The 16,148-nt window shown below is 63.7% G+C and carries 16 protein-coding genes; 7 read left to right on the forward strand and 9 right to left on the reverse strand.

The genetic code is table 11. The features are described from left to right. Window position 1 precedes the first annotated feature (1 nt). The gene (locus ACH488_RS07080; protein WP_397323149.1) at window positions 2–2,008 is read left to right on the forward strand and encodes a multicopper oxidase family protein; all 2,007 of its coding nucleotides are present in this window, start codon (window positions 2–4) and stop codon (window positions 2,006–2,008) included. Window positions 2,009–2,027: 19 nt separating this feature from the next. On the opposite strand, the gene ACH488_RS07085 is transcribed toward ACH488_RS07080, so the two are convergent. Both ACH488_RS07085 and ACH488_RS07090 read right to left on the reverse strand, forming a co-directional pair. Then, window positions 2,028–2,252, reverse strand: coding sequence for a hypothetical protein (locus ACH488_RS07085; RefSeq protein WP_397323150.1), 225 nt, complete (start codon window positions 2,250–2,252; stop codon window positions 2,028–2,030). Window positions 2,253–2,321: 69 nt separating this feature from the next. Next, window positions 2,322–3,233, reverse strand: coding sequence for a LysR family transcriptional regulator ArgP (locus ACH488_RS07090; RefSeq protein ID WP_397323152.1), 912 nt, complete (start codon window positions 3,231–3,233; stop codon window positions 2,322–2,324). 68 nt (window positions 3,234–3,301) lie between these two features. On the opposite strand from ACH488_RS07090, the gene ACH488_RS07095 reads away from it, so the two are divergent. From ACH488_RS07095 to ACH488_RS07110, 4 genes are all read left to right on the forward strand, one after another. Then, a complete protein-coding gene (locus ACH488_RS07095) occupies window positions 3,302–3,931 on the forward strand; it encodes a LysE/ArgO family amino acid transporter (protein WP_397323153.1) in 630 nt (209 codons plus the stop codon). Between the two features lie 82 nt (window positions 3,932–4,013). After that, window positions 4,014–4,724, forward strand: a complete 711-nt coding sequence (locus ACH488_RS07100) for a response regulator transcription factor (RefSeq protein WP_347109954.1) — start codon at window positions 4,014–4,016, stop codon at window positions 4,722–4,724. 2 nt (window positions 4,725–4,726) lie between these two features. After that, window positions 4,727–6,172, forward strand: coding sequence for an ATP-binding protein (locus ACH488_RS07105; RefSeq protein ID WP_397323155.1), 1,446 nt, complete (start codon window positions 4,727–4,729; stop codon window positions 6,170–6,172). 105 nt (window positions 6,173–6,277) lie between these two features. Then, window positions 6,278–6,568, forward strand: coding sequence for a WXG100 family type VII secretion target (locus ACH488_RS07110; RefSeq protein ID WP_397323156.1), 291 nt, complete (start codon window positions 6,278–6,280; stop codon window positions 6,566–6,568). A 68-nt stretch (window positions 6,569–6,636) separates the two neighbouring features. On the opposite strand, the gene ACH488_RS07115 is transcribed toward ACH488_RS07110, so the two are convergent. The 5 genes from ACH488_RS07115 to ACH488_RS07135 all read right to left on the reverse strand — a co-directional run bounded on the left by ACH488_RS07115 (window position 6,637) and on the right by ACH488_RS07135 (window position 11,158). After that, on the reverse strand, window positions 6,637–7,647 hold the full coding sequence (locus tag ACH488_RS07115) for an RNase H family protein (RefSeq protein ID WP_397323157.1): 1,011 nt from the start codon (window positions 7,645–7,647) through the stop codon (window positions 6,637–6,639). A gap of 220 nt (window positions 7,648–7,867) precedes the next feature. After that, window positions 7,868–9,493, reverse strand: a complete 1,626-nt coding sequence (gene groL, locus ACH488_RS07120) for a chaperonin GroEL (RefSeq protein WP_397323158.1) — start codon at window positions 9,491–9,493, stop codon at window positions 7,868–7,870. A 310-nt stretch (window positions 9,494–9,803) separates the two neighbouring features. Beyond that, window positions 9,804–10,007, reverse strand: coding sequence for a cold-shock protein (locus tag ACH488_RS07125; RefSeq protein WP_217376272.1), 204 nt, complete (start codon window positions 10,005–10,007; stop codon window positions 9,804–9,806). A gap of 157 nt (window positions 10,008–10,164) precedes the next feature. Continuing rightward, window positions 10,165–10,773: a LytR C-terminal domain-containing protein gene (locus tag ACH488_RS07130; RefSeq protein WP_397323159.1), complete on the reverse strand. Its 609-nt coding sequence runs from the start codon at window positions 10,771–10,773 to the stop codon at window positions 10,165–10,167. Window positions 10,774–10,822: 49 nt separating this feature from the next. Continuing rightward, window positions 10,823–11,158: a DUF3263 domain-containing protein gene (locus ACH488_RS07135; protein WP_387438035.1), complete on the reverse strand. Its 336-nt coding sequence runs from the start codon at window positions 11,156–11,158 to the stop codon at window positions 10,823–10,825. Between the two features lie 107 nt (window positions 11,159–11,265). Between ACH488_RS07135 and ACH488_RS07140 the strand changes: the two genes are divergently transcribed. Further along, window positions 11,266–12,033 (forward strand): uracil-DNA glycosylase, encoded by a 768-nt coding sequence (locus tag ACH488_RS07140; RefSeq protein WP_397323160.1) that lies wholly within the window; start codon window positions 11,266–11,268, stop codon window positions 12,031–12,033. 381 nt (window positions 12,034–12,414) lie between these two features. After that, window positions 12,415–13,257: a siderophore-interacting protein gene (locus ACH488_RS07145; RefSeq protein WP_397323161.1), complete on the forward strand. Its 843-nt coding sequence runs from the start codon at window positions 12,415–12,417 to the stop codon at window positions 13,255–13,257. Between the two features lie 6 nt (window positions 13,258–13,263). Here ACH488_RS07145 and ACH488_RS07150 read toward each other — a convergent pair whose 3' ends face one another. Continuing rightward, entirely contained in the window at window positions 13,264–14,751 is a 1,488-nt protein-coding gene (locus ACH488_RS07150; protein ID WP_397323163.1) for a threonine/serine exporter ThrE family protein, read from the reverse strand. A gap of 19 nt (window positions 14,752–14,770) precedes the next feature. Further along, on the reverse strand, window positions 14,771–16,090 hold the full coding sequence (locus tag ACH488_RS07155) for a peptidoglycan bridge formation glycyltransferase FemA/FemB family protein (protein ID WP_397323164.1): 1,320 nt from the start codon (window positions 16,088–16,090) through the stop codon (window positions 14,771–14,773). Window positions 16,091–16,148 lie beyond the last annotated feature (58 nt).

Genomic DNA, 16,148 nt, shown 5'->3' on the forward strand with positions numbered 1-16,148 from the left:
TGTGAACTCCTCACAGCTGATGGCCGTGGACTTGGTACTGGCGGTCCTTGCCGCCGGTGCCTGGATCGCGGCGGCCTGGCTGACATCCTCCCGAAAGGTACGGCGTCATGGGGTGGACGCGGCCTTGCTGGCCCTCGGCGTTGCCGTCCTGGCAACCGCCGGCCGCTGCGCCTTGCTTCCTGCCTTGGCGGCAAGCAGCTGGTGGTTTGCCAATGAGCGCATAACCATTAGCCTGCCCTTGACCGCCATTCCCGCGGTTGGGGCCGCGATGGCCGGTGTTCCGTATTTGCTGAGGAAGCGGAACACCGGCTCACAATCTGCCCGTGTCCCTGCCGGGCGCGGACGTCAGTGGGCCGTGCTGTCACTCGTGGCTGCCGGGGCTGCGGCTGTGGGATCGCTCGGGCTGGCGTTCATCCTGGGGCCGTTCCCGGCCGTGTGGTCCCTGGTGATTTTGCTGTTCCTCGTAGGCGGCACCGTCCTGACGGCCAAGCTCGCCCTGTTTCCACCGGTCCGCGGAGGGTCCGTGACACCGGGAAGGCGCACGACGGCGGTCACTGCGGTCGCCGGGCTCCTGGCCTGTACCGCTTTGGGGTCGGGAGTCTTCGCCTGGCTCGGCAGCCGCGCGGCCGACGGCACCGGAATTGCCACCGCGGTGGGACACCACGACGGCGGTGCAACGGTTCCGGTGGCAGCGCCGGTTCCAGTGACCACGCTGTTGGGCAGCTCCCCCGCACATGCCGTGGTTCGCCACTATGAACTCACCGCACGCGTGGAACAGGTGACGCTGCCGTCGGGGCAATCTGTCCAGGCTTGGACGTTCGGGAGTTTGCCGGGGCCCAAATTGGAGGCACAGCAGGGCGAGGTAATGGAGGTGGTGCTGAACAACCGGGATGTCACGGCCGGGGTTACGCTCCATTGGCATGGATATGACGTCCCCAACGCCATGGACGGGGTTGCCGGCGCAACGCAGGATGCCGTGATGCCCGGGCAATCCATGACCTACCGTTTCACAGCCGCACAAGTGGGTACGTATTGGTACCACACGCACCAGGATTCTGCCGAGGGGGTCCGGAAGGGACTCTACGGCGTATTCGTCGTGCACGGCACCACCGATGTCCGTCCTGATGCGGACATCGCGGTAGCCGGACACGACCTCAGCGGTCTGGGGTTGCTGGGCTCCTCAGACCGTAGCAGCGCCTACACGGCCACCCCGGGATCCACCGTCCGCGTGCGACTCGTCAATACCGATTCGCTGCCCCAGCGGTACCTGGTGTCCGGGACAGCCTTCAAGGTAGCTGCAGTGGACGGGACCTCCGTGAACCAACCCGGAGAGGTAACGGGAAAGCTGCTCCGGATAGGGGCGGGCGGCCGGAACGACGTCACGTTCACCATGCCGGCTGCACCAGTGACCGTCCACTCCGATGCGGCCGCGGATGCTGTGGTGGTCATTTCTCCACCGGACTGGACCTCCGGGACTCCCGCGAAACCCGCGGCAGGCGTTTATGCGAGCACTCCGGTCCTGGATCTTCTGGGCTATGGCAAGCCCGGATCCGGGCAACAGTCCGTTCCGGTGGTCACTCGCGAGGAAGTGGTGGTGCTGGACCGGCAGTTCCGCTTCGTGGACGGAATCCCGCGCTACGCCTTCACCGTCAACGGCGCCGCGTACCCCTTGGTGCCGGCCATGGAAGTAGCCGAAGGGGATGTCCTGAAGGTGACGATCGTGAACAGGACCGCCGAACCCCATCCGATGCATCCGCACGGCCACCACGTTTTGGTCCTGAGCCGCAACGGCGTAGCGCCTACGGGTTCTCCGCTGCTGTTGGACACTGTGGACATCCAACCCGGGGAAGTCTGGCAAGTGCAGTTGACCGCCGACAATCCAGGGATCTGGATGGACCACTGCCACAACCTGGACCACGCCGCCGAGGGCATGATGATGTTGCTGCAATACCAGGGCGTCTCGTCGCCATTCGTGCACGGAGGCCACGCGCACAACAAGCCGGAATAACGTCCGGCGCCAGGTGGGGCTAAGCCACCAAGCGGAGGTGGGCGTGGATCTCCACGCGTTCAACTATCGCCCAGGAGTCTTCCGTGCGGAGCTGCAGTGCCACGAAGCGCTCGGCGGCAGCAAGGTCATCGAATTCTTCGACCTGAACCGGGCCAATCTGGGAGTCGGAGTAGCTCACGTGGTACTCGTATTCGACTTCGGCCGACGGGGTCGGGCTGCTGGTTGGTGCTGTTTTCTTTGCCATGGTTCCAGTGTGGAATGGGGCACTGACATTTTTGGAAGCATCGGCGGGCGTGTTCCAAATCCGCTTCGGCTATGGCTTGCGCAGGAACTCCCCGGCAGCTTCCCTGACCGTATCGCTCACCACGTCCAGTACCGTGGATGCAGTCTTCCAACGCTGCCAGTACAAGGGCACGTCGAAGGGCCGGTCCGGCGCCAATTCGATCAGCCGGCCGTCCGCGATGTCCGGGCCACACTGCACCTCGGGAATCAGGCCCCACCCCAGGCCAAGCCTGATCGCGTCCCCAAAGTCATGGGAAGCAGGAACATAATGGCGCGGTCCCTTCCGTTCGGGCGTTGCCGCCGCCTTTTCGGGCCACGCCCTGACGAAGGCCCACTGATACGTGTCCTTCCGGTCGAAATCGACGGTGGGGGCAGTATTGAGCTTTTCCTGATCCACGCCGTCGGCAAACCAACGTCCGGCGAAGGCAGGTTCCGCCACCGCCCGGTATCTCATGACGCCCAGCGGCTCCACCCGGCAACCCTGTACCGGATCCGGAGTAGCGGTCACGGCGGCCATCACTTTCCCGGAGCGCAGGAAGGACGCAGAATGCTGCTCGTCGTCCCGGTGCAGATCGAAAGTGACGTTCAATTCCTGGGGAAGTCGGGCCAGCGCTTGGAGAAACCACATGGATAAGGAATCGGCGTTGACCACGATAGGTATGGCCAACCGCGGCCCGTCTGAGCCCAACCCGAGTTCCGTCCCCGCGTCAGCTTCGAGTTGCGCCACTTGCCGTGCCAGCCGGAGCACCACCTCGCCGGCTTCCGTGGCCTGTGCCGGATTGCTGCGCTGCAGCAGGACCCGGCCCGCTGATTGCTCCAAGGCTTTGAGCCGCTGTGACACGGCTGACGGCGTGATGTGGAGTTGCCGTGCAGCTGCCTCCAACGTCCCTTCGGAGAGGACCGTGGCGAACGTCTGCAATTGCTCGGAGGGAAACTGGGTCATAAGAATATCTTAGGCAGCTTCAGAATCTTTAGCTGGTCTAAAGATTGTTTGATTCATAGTTTTGAGGGGTGAACACTGCTGACATCTTCAATACTGCCGGGCTTGGCCTGGCCACCGGACTCGCCCTTATCGTCGCCATCGGGGCGCAAAACGCCTTCGTGCTCCGGCAAGGAATCCGCGGTGACCACATTGGTCCCATCGTTGCAGTCTGCGCCCTGTCAGACGCTGTCCTCATAGCGGCTGGAGTCCTGGGCATCGGTGCGTTGATCGCGGCGGCGCCTGCCGCCGTCGTGATTCTCCGCTTTGTGGGTGCAGCCTTCCTGGTGACCTATGGCGCCATGGCGGCCCGCCGCGCATTGCGACCCCAGGCGCTCATCGCCGGTGATGGATCCGTCCACCCAGGCAAGCGGGGGCTGGCCGCCGCCATCACCACCATGCTGGCCCTGACGTGGCTGAACCCGCACGTGTACCTGGATATTGCCCTGCTCGGATCGATCGCCAGCGCCCAGGGAACGCAGTTGCAGTGGTGGTTTGGCATCGGCGCAATGGTGGGCAGCGTTTTGTGGTTTTCGGCGCTTGGCTTCGGGGCGAGGTTCCTCCGCGGGTTCTTCGCCAAGCCGCTGGCATGGCGGTTCCTGGATGGTGGAATCGCCGTGACCATGACGGCCCTGGGCGTAGGGCTGGCACTGGGCGCATAAGGATGTGACGCCTTCGCGGCACGCAGCCCTCTCCCATAGAGCGTCCAGATAACTCCCAGAAACTGGGAGCATCATGGGTGTCATGAAAAAGAACGGCCCCGAAGCCAAGCTCCTTGTCGTCGACGACGAACCCAACATCCGCGAGCTTCTCTCCACGTCACTGCGCTTTGCAGGTTTCGAGGTCGTAGCCGCATCGAATGGCCGCGAAGCCCTCGCAGCCGCTGACACCCACGCCCCCGATCTTGCCGTCCTGGACGTCATGCTTCCGGACATGGACGGTTTCACGGTGACACGGCGCCTGCGTGCTGCCGGCAAGCACTTCCCCGTGCTGTTCCTGACGGCCAAGGACGATACCGAGGACAAGGTCACCGGCCTGACCGTCGGCGGCGACGACTACGTCACCAAGCCCTTCAGCCTGGATGAAGTCGTTGCCCGCATCCGTGCCGTGCTGCGCCGCACCCAGCCCCTGGAAGACGACGACGCCGTGATCCGCGTGGACGATCTGGAACTCGATGACGACGCCCACGAGGTTCGCCGCGGCGGGACCGTGATCGAACTGTCCCCCACCGAATTCAAACTGCTTCGCTACCTCATGCTGAACCCCAACCGCGTGCTGTCCAAGGCCCAGATCCTGGACCACGTATGGGAATACGACTTCAACGGCGACGCCTCCATTGTTGAGTCGTACATCTCCTACTTGCGCCGGAAGGTGGACATCGACCCCGATGCTGCCGCCCTGATCCAGACAAAGCGCGGCGTGGGATACGTCTTGCGGACGGCAGAGAAGCGCTGACCTTGCTGCAACGCTGGAAATCGGCGTCCCTGAGGTCCCAACTCGTTGCGATCATCATGGGACTGCTGCTCTTGGCCCTGGCTGCGACCGGGGCCGGTACGCTGACCCTCGTCAAGAGCTACCTTCAGGGCCAGGTGGACGACAAGCTAAAGGCCGCAGTTGCCCTTGCACAGGACCAGCAGTCGTTCGACAAATTGTCCGAGTACAACCCGGCCGTGCCTACGGATTACTCGTTGACACTCTATGTCTCCGGCCTTTCGCCGTACCCGTTTGGCGGGAACGCGAACGACCGCCCGGCGATCGCCAACATCACCCCGGCCGAAGCCAAGGCACGCGGAAATGCGCCCTTCCAGGTCAGCGGAACCGCGGGAACCAACTGGCGCGTAGTGGCCGTGGGAGTGGTGGCAAACGGCCAGAACGGCGTAGTGATCATCGGCCTGCCGCTGACGCCCGTGGACAAGGTCATGGAGCACGCCGTCCTGGTGGTTGTCGGCGTGGGGCTCCTGACGTTGGTCCTGGCGTTCTTCATTGCCACCTGGACGGTAGCTCGGTCCTTCCGGCCACTGGCCCGTGTGGAGAAGACCGCCGCCGCCATCGCCGCAGGGGATCTCTCCCGCCGCGTCGAGATCGACAATCCGCACACCGAGGTGGGGCGCCTGGGCGGCTCACTCAATGCCATGCTGGCGCACATCGAATCCTCGTTTGCCGCCCGGGCTGCATCCGAGGCCCGCATGCGGCGGTTCGCCGCGGACGCCTCCCACGAACTCCGCACTCCCCTGGTCACCATCCGGGGCTTCTCCGAGCTGTATCGCCACGGCGCACTGACCTCTCCCGATGACATCTCGACGGCGATGGGCCGGATCGAGAGCGAAGCCAAACGCATGGGGTCCATGGTTGAGGACCTGCTGATGCTGGCCCGGCTGGACGAGCAGCGCCCGCTGCATTTGAAGCCTGTAGACCTGCAGTTGCTGGCGAACGACGCCGTGGTGGATACGCGTGCAGCCTCCGGCGACCGGACCATCAGGCTGGTGGGACTGGACGGCACCTCTCCTGCGCCTGCGCCTGTCCAAGGCGACGAAGCCAAACTGCGGCAGGTGATCGGCAACCTGGTGGGAAACGCGCTGCGGTACACACCTGACGGCACCCCGATCGAACTGGCGGTGGGTGTCCGGACCACCCCGGAGGGCTCCTTCTCCGCCATCGAGATCCGGGACCATGGCCCCGGGATTCCGCAGGAAGAAACCAATAAGATCTTCGAACGCTTCTACCGCGCGGATACCTCGCGGACACGCGAAACCGGCGGAAGCGGCCTGGGTCTGGCCATTGTTGCAGCGATCGTGGGAAGCCACGGCGGTACCGTTCGGGTCACCGAGACCGACGGCGGCGGGGCCACTTTGGTGGTCAGCCTGCCCTTCCACGAGGAACCCGCAGAGGTGTTATCCACATAGCGGTGATCGACCTTTCCGCGGATTGCGGCTGGTGCCTAGGCTCGATGTTGTGGCCCACGCTTCCACCGCGAAACCGCGGAACATCTTCGTCGAAAGGCATCACCCATGAGCGTTATCTCCGTCGATACCGAGCTCCTTCAGCTCAAGGCCGCCAACGTTAAAGCAACGGTTGACCGCATCAGCACCGACGTTCAGGCCATGAAGCAGGGACTTGATGAACTCCAAGCCACGTGGCGCGGCTCGGCGGCCACCAATTTTCAGTCCCTGGTCCTCGAATGGACCCTGACCCAGAACAAGGTGGAGTCCTCGCTCGCGTCCATCAACGTGGCCTTGGCAACCGCGGCTTCGAACTACGCCGAGGTTGAACAGGGCAACACGCAGCGCTTCGCCTACTAGGGCCGGCTTTTGAAACTCCTGCGGGGGCTGGCCGTCTTCCCCCTGTGCGGCCGCCCCCGCAGGTCAAACTAGTTTTCCGGAGTTCCTTGGTGGAACCGCAGCCTCCACTGGCCCCGGTCAAGAAGCCATACCGAGCTGCGCAGAGCGGAACCAGCGTGGGACAAGCTCCGGTAGTTCAGCAGGATGGTGTTCTCGCTGAGCCGGTCTGCGTTCAGGAGTTCCAGTTCCACGTGCTCCCCCGGGTCCTCCTCCAGGGCAACCATCATGGCGTCCCGGGTCCAGAACCTTCCGGATTGGCCGATCTCGGCAAACTCGGGGTGCAGCAATACGCCGATCCTCCCGATGTCCGCACGAACGTCCGGCCGGAGCAATTCGCGTTCGAGGGCCACCACCACTTCCTCGGCTGACAGTTCCGGGGTTGCAGCGGCGTCCTCCAGCTCGCTGAAGAGGTCGGCTTGGCCGAAGATTCCCGACTCTCCAAAGAGCGTGGGCTCGGAATGCAATCGGGGTGCCCGGTCCAGCCGTGAGGCCGGGAGGGAGCTGGACGTCGGCGTGGCTGATGCTGGGCCAGCTGATGCACGGGCTGCCACAGGCTCTGCGGCACTTCCAGCGGCGCCGGAGAAGCCGGGACCACCAGGGGCTGCCACACCCTGCTGATAGGCCGTTGCTACGGCACGGGCGCGTTCGTCGGCAGCTTCGTTGAGTTCGTGGCCTGCATGGCCCTTGACCCACTCAAACGTGTACTTGCGGCCAACGATCGCCTGGTCGATGTCCTTTAGGAGATCCACGTTCAGTACGGGCTTGCCGTCGGCCTTGCGCCAACCCTTCCGCTTCCATCCGGGCATCCACTTGGTGACGCAGTTGATGACGTATTGGCTGTCGCAAAGGATCCGCAGTTCCTCGTGTGGGATGTGCGCGGTGGAACGGAACAGGTCAAGGACGGCCATGAGCTCGCCCATGTTGTTGGTGCCGTGCGGCCAACCTCCTGCGCGCCAACAGGAATCGTCAACATACCAGGCCCAACCGGCCGGCCCAGGATTGCCGAGGGCAGAGCCATCGGCGGCAGCAATAATCGTCATGCCTTTAATCCTGCCAGACTGCACTGACACTTTCTGCGGTTCCGGAGACCCCGCGAGGTCGTGGGATGCGTGCCGGAACGCTGTAACCCTCCCTGCGAACGGGGCGTGTTCCCACGCGTTCGGCGGCCCATCCCCCAGCGGTGAAACGCCGACGGCGGCCCCCACCAAAGGTGAGGACCGCCGTCGTACGTTCTGAGCGTGATGCTGCAGTACAGGGGGCTTAGAAGCCGCCCATGCCGCCCATCTCGTCGCCGCCCGGAGCCGGAGCGTTCTTCTCAGGCTTGTCGGCAACTACGGCCTCGGTGGTCAGGAACAGACCAGCGATGGAAGCAGCGTTCTGGAGGGCCGAACGGGTGACCTTGACGGGGTCGTTGACGCCGGCAGCCAGCAGGTCTTCGTAAACACCCGTGGCAGCGTTCAGGCCGTGGCCGGAAGGCAGGCCGCGGACCTTGTCGGCAACAACGCCCGGCTCGAGGCCGGCGTTGAAAGCAATCTGCTTCAGCGGAGCGTCGATGGCAACCTTGACGATGTTGGCGCCCGTTGCCTCGTCGTTCTCGAGGTTCAGGTTGGCGAATGCCTTGGCACCGGCCTGGATGAGGGCAACGCCGCCACCGGCGACGATGCCTTCTTCAACGGCAGCCTTTGCGTTGCGGACAGCGTCCTCAATGCGGTGCTTGCGTTCCTTGAGCTCAACTTCGGTTGCGGCACCGGCCTTGATGACTGCAACGCCGCCGGCCAGCTTGGCCAGGCGCTCCTGCAGCTTCTCGCGGTCGTAGTCGGAGTCGGAGTTCTCGATCTCGGAGCGGATCTGGGCAACACGGCCTGCGATCTGCTCGGCGTCGCCGGCACCTTCAACGATGGTGGTCTCGTCCTTGGTGACAACAACCTTGCGGGCGGTGCCGAGGAGTTCCAGTCCAGCGTTCTCCAGCTTGAGGCCAACCTCTTCGGAGATGACCTGGCCGCCGGTGAGGATGGCGATGTCGGCGAGCTGTGCCTTGCGGCGGTCACCGAAGCCCGGAGCCTTTACGGCAACGGACTTGAAGGTGCCACGGATCTTGTTGACGATCAGCGTGGCAAGGGCTTCGCCCTCGATGTCTTCGGCGATGATCAGCAGCGGCTTGTTGGACTGCATGACCTTCTCCAGGACCGCAACGAGTTCCTTCACGTTGGAGATCTTGGAGTTGACGATCAGGATGTACGGGTCTTCGAGGACCGTTTCCTGGCGCTCTGCGTCGGTGACGAAGTAAGCGGAGATGTAGCCCTTGTCGAAGCGCATGCCTTCGGTGAGCTCGAGCTCCAGGCCGAAGGTGTTGGATTCCTCGACCGTGATGACGCCTTCCTTGCCCACCTTGTCCAGGGCTTCAGCGATCAGTGCGCCGATTTCCTGGTCGCCGGCGGAGATGGAAGCCGTAGCTGCGATCTCTTCCTTGGTTTCGATTTCCTTGGCGGAGGCCAGCAGTTCGCTGATGACAGCGTCAACGGCCTTCTCGATGCCGCGCTTGAGCGACAGCGGGTCGGCGCCGGCGGCAACGTTGCGCAGGCCTTCCTTGACCAGTGCCTGGGCGAGGACCGTAGCGGTGGTGGTACCGTCGCCGGCGACGTCGTCCGTCTTCTTGGCAACTTCCTTGACCAGCTCGGCGCCGATCTTCTCGTAAGGATCGTCCAGCTCGATCTCCTTGGCGATGGAAACACCATCGTTGGTGATCGTGGGGGCGCCCCACTTCTTTTCGAGGACGACGTTGCGTCCACGCGGGCCGAGGGTGACCTTGACGGCGTCAGCAAGGGTGTTCAGGCCCCGCTCGAGGCCGCGGCGTGCCTCTTCATCAAATGCAATGATCTTGGCCATAACGGCGGTAGTCCTTTCGGGACAGTCGTTAAGAAGGTACCTGTCAGGTGGGATGCCCGCGACGGACGATCCTTTGCCTGCGACCTCTGTATGCCGCGCGCTCCGGACCTCACCCCACCAGGGTGTTTCTTGATCCTCCCGGCACCGAATACCATCCCCGAAGCGCCGCGAACGGGCCGGAATTAGCAGTCGATGCGTGGGAGTGCTAAATCAATAATTAGCACTCGACCGTTGAGAGTGCAAGCAGGGGCGCCACCTTGCGCCATACATCCGGGCAGTTTCAGCCGACAGCGGAGAACTGGATTCCGGGTCAGGCGACGCGGACGCTCTCCGCCTGCGGGCCCTTTAGGCCTTCGCCGAGTTCGAACTCAACGCGCTGGCCCTCTTCGAGCGCGCGGAAACCGTCCATCTGGATGGCCGACCAATGCACAAAGACGTCATCGCCGGAATCGTCCACAGTAATGAAGCCGTACCCTTTTTCGGCGTTGAACCATTTAACGGTTCCCAAAGCCATGATGCCCACACTTTCACAGTTGCCAAGACCGGTTGCCGGGATCTCCGTACCGGAATCAATCCACTGTAACCACAGTCACGGCGCCCGTGCTGCCGCCCGAAGGCAGCGCAGCGTTTTTGTTATTGAGGCTTAACCGGGATGGTTGGGGCACACGGTTTTACTGGTAGCCGGGTCCCACAACAACCACAAGCGGCTGCTGGACTTCCGGGGACTCCACTACCGAGGTGATGCGCAGGAGGGCTGCAACTGCCTCGGCGTTCGCCTTTTGGGCCGGGGCGTTGTAGAACACCACCGAAGTCTGCTGCGGCAGCCCGCCCCAGTTCCCCACCGTGCCCAGTGTCCAGCCATCACCCTGGACGAGTCCGGCCACGCGGCTGGCGAGGCCCGCCGTCGCGGTGCCGTTGTAGACGGCCACCGCCGTGGTCTTGTCCACCGGGGCCGCGGACGGGGTTGCCGACGCAGATTCGGAAGGCGTGGGTTCACCCGAAGCGATAGGGGCGCTGCCCGTCTCGGACGGGGTTGCCGAAGGCGCCGCTTCGCTCTGCTGGGAGGCCGGCGCGGAAGTGCTGGACGAGGCAACAGGAGCCACGAATCCAAGACGCGGCAGGATCAGGAAAGCAACCAGGCCGAGCACCAAGGCGACAACCCCAACGGTCAGGACAGGCCACAAGGTGGGGCGGGCTGTCTCCGTGGCGTCGCGGTGCACGCCCTGCCGGGACGCATTCTGCGGGACCCGGTCGAATTCATCCTTGGCAAATTTGGTCATGGTGAAGCGTTGTCCTTGCTGGTTGCTGCTGACAGATCAGCCTGGCGATTTACGCGTCCGACCCCAAGCGCCGCGCTGTCCGCGCGCGTTGGCGGGACGTACGTAGTCTACGCAGTCTCTTGACCAACATGGGATCGTGGGCCAATGCGTCCTCGGTGTCGATGAGGGCGTTGAGGATCTGGTAGTAGTGCGTGGCGGAGAGATCGAAAAGTTCCCGGATAGCCTGTTCCTTGGCTCCCGCGTACTTCCACCACTGCCGTTCCAAGGCCAGCATCTGCTGGTCCCGCTCGCTCAACGGCGAGTCGCTGCGGACGCCGGCCGCAAGGTCTTCAAGGGCAAAACCCGTTGCCTGCGGCGCCATCGGTTCCGGTGCTGGTTCGGCCACGGCACACTCCTTCGACGCTTGTTGGGGAAAATGTCCTACCCCTATGTTACGGGCGAATAACAAGCCTGTCATTCGCACGCGTGCCCCCAGCAAGGGACAATGGCCGGGTGACTGGCGAGGATGCACTCTTTGACCTTGAACCCAACAACACCACCAACCAGGACTTCGGCGCGCTGCTCAACAAGCCCCTCGAGGAGCTCATGGCTCCCGACTGGGCAAGCGCCCTCGCTCCCGTTGAGGGGGAGCTCTACGAGGCGTTGGCCTTCGTGGCCAATCAGGCCGGTCAGGGGACACAGGTCCTTCCGGCACCCTCCAACCTCCTGCGGGCCTTCCAAAGGCCCCTTGCCGACGTCAAGGTGCTCTTGCTCGGCCAGGACCCGTACCCAACGCCGGGACACGCCGTCGGGCTTTCCTTCTCGGTGTCCCGCGAAACCCGGCCCATTCCTCGAAGCCTGGCCAATATCTACCGGGAACTCCACGATGACCTGGGTCTGCCGCCGCGCATCCACGGCGACCTCACGGCGTGGTCGGACCAAGGTGTCCTGCTGCTCAACCGCGTGCTCAGCGTCGCGGCGGGGAACGCCGGCTCGCACCGCGGCAAGGGGTGGGAGGCCATCACGACGGCGGCTGTCACCGCCGTCGCGAACCGCACCGACGCGGGGGGAAAGCAGAAGCCGCTCGTCGCGATCCTGTGGGGGAAGGACGCGGAGTCGGTGGGGCCGTTGTTGAACGGCGCGCCGTCGATCGTGTCCGTCCATCCAAGTCCGCTGTCCGCGTCACGGGGTTTCTTCGGGTCCAAGCCGTTCAGCCGAACCAACGCCCTGCTCGCGGACCAGGGTGCCGGGCCAATCGATTGGGAACTCCCGGTCCTCTAGTCCCCCCCACCCCGGACGCTCTCTCACCGAACCACCCATTTCCACGAGCCCTCTCTCACCGAACCACCCATTTCCACGAGCCCTCTCTCACCGAACCACCCATTTCCACGAGCCCTCTCTCACCGAACCACCCATTTCCACTAGCCCTCTCTCACCGGCTAGTGCTCTGCAGGATTCGGTGAGAGAGGGTCGGCCAAAAACGGGCGTTCGGTGAGAGAGCGTCCGCCGGAAGGGGGGCGTTCGGTGAGAGAGGGTCCGTCGGAAGGGGGCGTTCGGTGAGAGAGGGTCCGTCGGAAGGGGGCGTTCGGTGAGAGAGCGTCGGGGGTGTAACTTTCGACTCATACCCAGGCTGCGCGCAGCCATTAGCTTAGGCTTACCTTCATGCCTGCTGCTCTTCCTGTGACGTCGTCCGCCAACCGCCAAACACGACCCCAGATCAACCTGGTGGTCCTGCGCAAGGAACGCCTTTCGCCGCACATGGTGCGGATCGTGGCGGGCGGGCCCGGCTTCAGCGACTACGCGAACAACGAATTCGTGGACCGCTACGTGAAGATCGTCTTCCCCCAGCCCGGCGTGGACTACGACCTGCCCCTGGATCTCTGGGCCATCCGGGAAACGATGCCCCGGGAGCAGTGGCCGCACACCCGGACGTACACCATCCGCTGGGTGGACCTGGAAGCCAGGGAACTGGCCATTGACTTTGTGGTCCACGGCGACGAAGGGCTCGCAGGTCCTTGGGCAGCCGCAGCGGAACCCGGCGACGCCTTGGTCTTCACCGGCCCCGGAGGCGCCTACAACCCGTCGCCCGACGCCGACTGGCACCTGTTTGCCGGCGACGATGCGGCTATCCCGGCAATCGCGGCAAGCATCGAGGCCCTGGGGCCGGACGCCCGCGGCTTCGCGTTCCTGGAAGTGGACAGCGCCGAGGACATCCTGCCCATCGCTGCTCCGTCCGGGGTGGAAGTGCACTGGCTGCAGCGCAACGGAGTGCCGGCGGGATCCAGCGAGATCCTTCTCGACGCCCTCCGCGACCTCGAATGGCTGCCCGGACGAGTTGATGTCTTCGCACACGGAGAGCGCGGCTACATGAAGGGCCTCCGTGAGATCTTCTTCGTGCTGCACGGCCTGGAACGCTCCCAGGTGTCCCTGTCCGGATATTGGGCACAGGGCCGAGTGGAGGAAGTGTTCCAGGCCGAGAAGAAACTGCCCGTCGGGAAGATCTAGCAAGATCTAGCGGCGGCGCACCCTCCGCCGCTCGTTGCTGGACAGGCCCTTCGTCAGCGGCCTGGCAAGGTTGTCGCCGAGCACGATTCCTGCGGCCACACCGAGGACGATCGCTCCGGCGTTGAGCATCCCGCCCGCACCCGCCAGGATGTCTCCCCCTTCGACGGTCAGTGCATACATCGACCGGAAGATCGTCAGGCCGGGCAGCAGGATCAGGGCTGCAGGAACGGCGACCACCAACTGCGGAGCGCCAAGCTTCAGTGCGACCGCACGACCCAACAGGCCGATGACCACTGCCGAAATGGCGGGTGACAAGCGGTCGCCAAGGCCGAGTTCGCCAACCCCCCACAAAACGAAGAAGCCCACCAAGCCGACTGCCGCCGTCGGGAGTAACAGGCGCATTTTTGTCTGTTCGGTGACGCCGATGGCCACCACGGCGATCGCGATCAGGATTGCTTGCCCCCACAAGGGGTAGGCGGGTGGGAAGGTATTGGTGACGTCGAGGACCTGGCTGCCCATCAGCGTTCCGACCACGACGGCGACGCCAATGCCTGCCACGATGGCACCGAAAGTGAGCAGGGTGGAGAGGAAACGGCCGGCCGCTGTCACTGGGAAGCCGTTGATCGCATCTTGTACCGACGAGACGAGCCTGCCCGTCGGGAGCAGCAGCAGGATGCCGCCGGCCACCACAATGGACGGAGCGATGTCCGCGCCTGCCCAGCGCAGCATCAGGGCAACAAAGGTGACCACGAATGAACTCGCCATAGTGACAAAGAAGTCCGGAGTCCGCCAGCGAATCAGCTGGCGCGCCAGAAGGCTGATCAGCATGTTGGATGCGAAGGCGAGGGCGGAAGCCCCCGGTCCGCCGCCCAGTACACCCACGAAAACCGCGGCGAACACACCGAAGGCAACGGTGACCATCCACCGCGGGAAGGGCTTGGCACTCCGGGTAATCTCGGTCAAGCGCCGAACGGCTTCGTCTCGTCCCACTCCCCCGGCCACGATGTCCGAGACCAGCTGGTGCACTTGGGCGAGTCCGGCGTAGTTGTTGGTCCACGATCGCACCACGCGGAGGAGCGTGATGGGCGTTTGGTCCTTCGGCGCATAGTTGATGGCCACCGACTGGTTGGTGATATCAACCTCGACGTTCTTCAACCCAAGCGCAGCGGTGACCGCAATCATGCTGGTCTCCACTTCCAACGCGCCTGCGCCGTAGCGGAACATGGCCTCGGCAAGGTGCAGGGCGAAGTCGATGGTCTTGCGGGCTGAAGCGTCCACACCCGCCACCTGGATGGTGGGGTTGGCGTAGGGGCTTCCAGCCAGGCGGTCCACGATGCTCATGGGCGCCGTAGGGGGACTATCGCCTTGGACCAACCGCATCAGCATGCGTTTGGCGTTGGCGTTCTGTCGCACCTGCGACGGCCGCAGCGGCTGGGTCTTCGGCAAGCCGTCTGTGTGAGGCCTGCCGCCGGTGCCCTCCGGGCGTTCAGTCATGCAGCAATCCTCCTTTGGCTTAGTTCCTCTTGAGGAGTTTTCCTATGACCGGCAATTGTCCTGGGTTTCGCAAGTTTCCCAAAACCGTCTGGGCGGCTCCTGCAAGCTTCCTGACCGCGCGGTAGGCGGTGTACTTGACGGGGCTGACAGGGGCCACGAAGTCGCCCAACAACTGGACCACCTCGCCGCCGAAGCCCTTCTTGAACTCATACCCGCCGTGGCCGGTCTCGTCCTGGCCCTGGATGCCGAACGTGCCATAGAAGTTGTACCTGGAGTAGCCGTTGTTCAAGGCGTGCAGCATCATGCCCCAGTAGAGGGACGTTGCGCCGTTGAAGTAGATGTAGTCCTGGACGGTTCCGCCGATGACGCAGGTCAGTTCGTCGCCGGAGCACGCAAAGTGGATCGCAGCGACGGTTGCCACACCCACGGAATCCGGGAAGCGTTCGATGTCCTTGAGGCTGCGTTCGTAACTGTCCACGAGGTCCTGGACAACCTTGACCCGATTGGCCTTCTTCTTGCTGCCGGTTTCCTCGACCTCGCGCTTCAGGTCCGCAAGCGTCGTGGACTCGGCTTCAAGGCGCTCGGTGATGGACGCCCGGTATTCGGGGATGTTGATCTTGGCCATCATGAGCTTGGTGAACTCATCAGAGGTGTTGCGGAGCAACTGCTCGTAGTACTCGCGTTCGCGGTACGTGAAGCCCTTTTCATCGCCCGCGGTCTTGAGGGCGTTGTAGAAATCGTCCAGCGTCTCCAGCGTTGCCTGTTCCAGGTAGACGCCGTTCTTCTCGGCCTTCCGGATGGCTTTGCGGGTGCGGTAGTTCATGCCCATGATGAGCTCTTCGGAGTCGGCGACGCCGTCCAGCGTTTTGATGAACATCCAGTTGATGTTCGCGAAGTTCATGTCGAAGCCTTGGTGCTTGAAACCGAGGCCCTCAAGTTCCTTGAGGAGCGGACGGTTGTCCTCCACCTCTGGGTGTTCCGCGCCGTCCTCGTCGCGGGCAATGTACTTGAGGTTGGGCGAGATGCGCAGCTCCGCTGCCTTCTTCGAAGCAACGTGCTTCTTCAAAAGCTCGACGACGGGCCTCACCGCTGCGGCGTCGCTGTAGTCCATCAGTGGTCCCTTGGCGCAGTCCGCCACCTTGTAGCCGACGCGGTTGGAGGTGTAAACGATCTTGCCGGCGGCGATCAGGCTGCCACCGCGGTTGATGCCGAAAAGTTCCACTTCCTGCCCACGGGCCCGCTGGAAACGGGTAAGTTCCATGGACTGGATGAAACTCCCCTGCGGGTGTCCCTTGGCGAAGGTCTCGAAGTCAGCGTCACTGAGAATCACAAATTCCATGTCGGTTCCAGCCTCGATCGGAGTCAAAGAAAATTACCTCATCTTGTTGGATGTGCGC

The organism is Paenarthrobacter sp. NPDC018779 (assembly GCF_044391085.1).
In the GTDB taxonomy this organism is placed as follows: domain Bacteria; phylum Actinomycetota; class Actinomycetes; order Actinomycetales; family Micrococcaceae; genus Arthrobacter.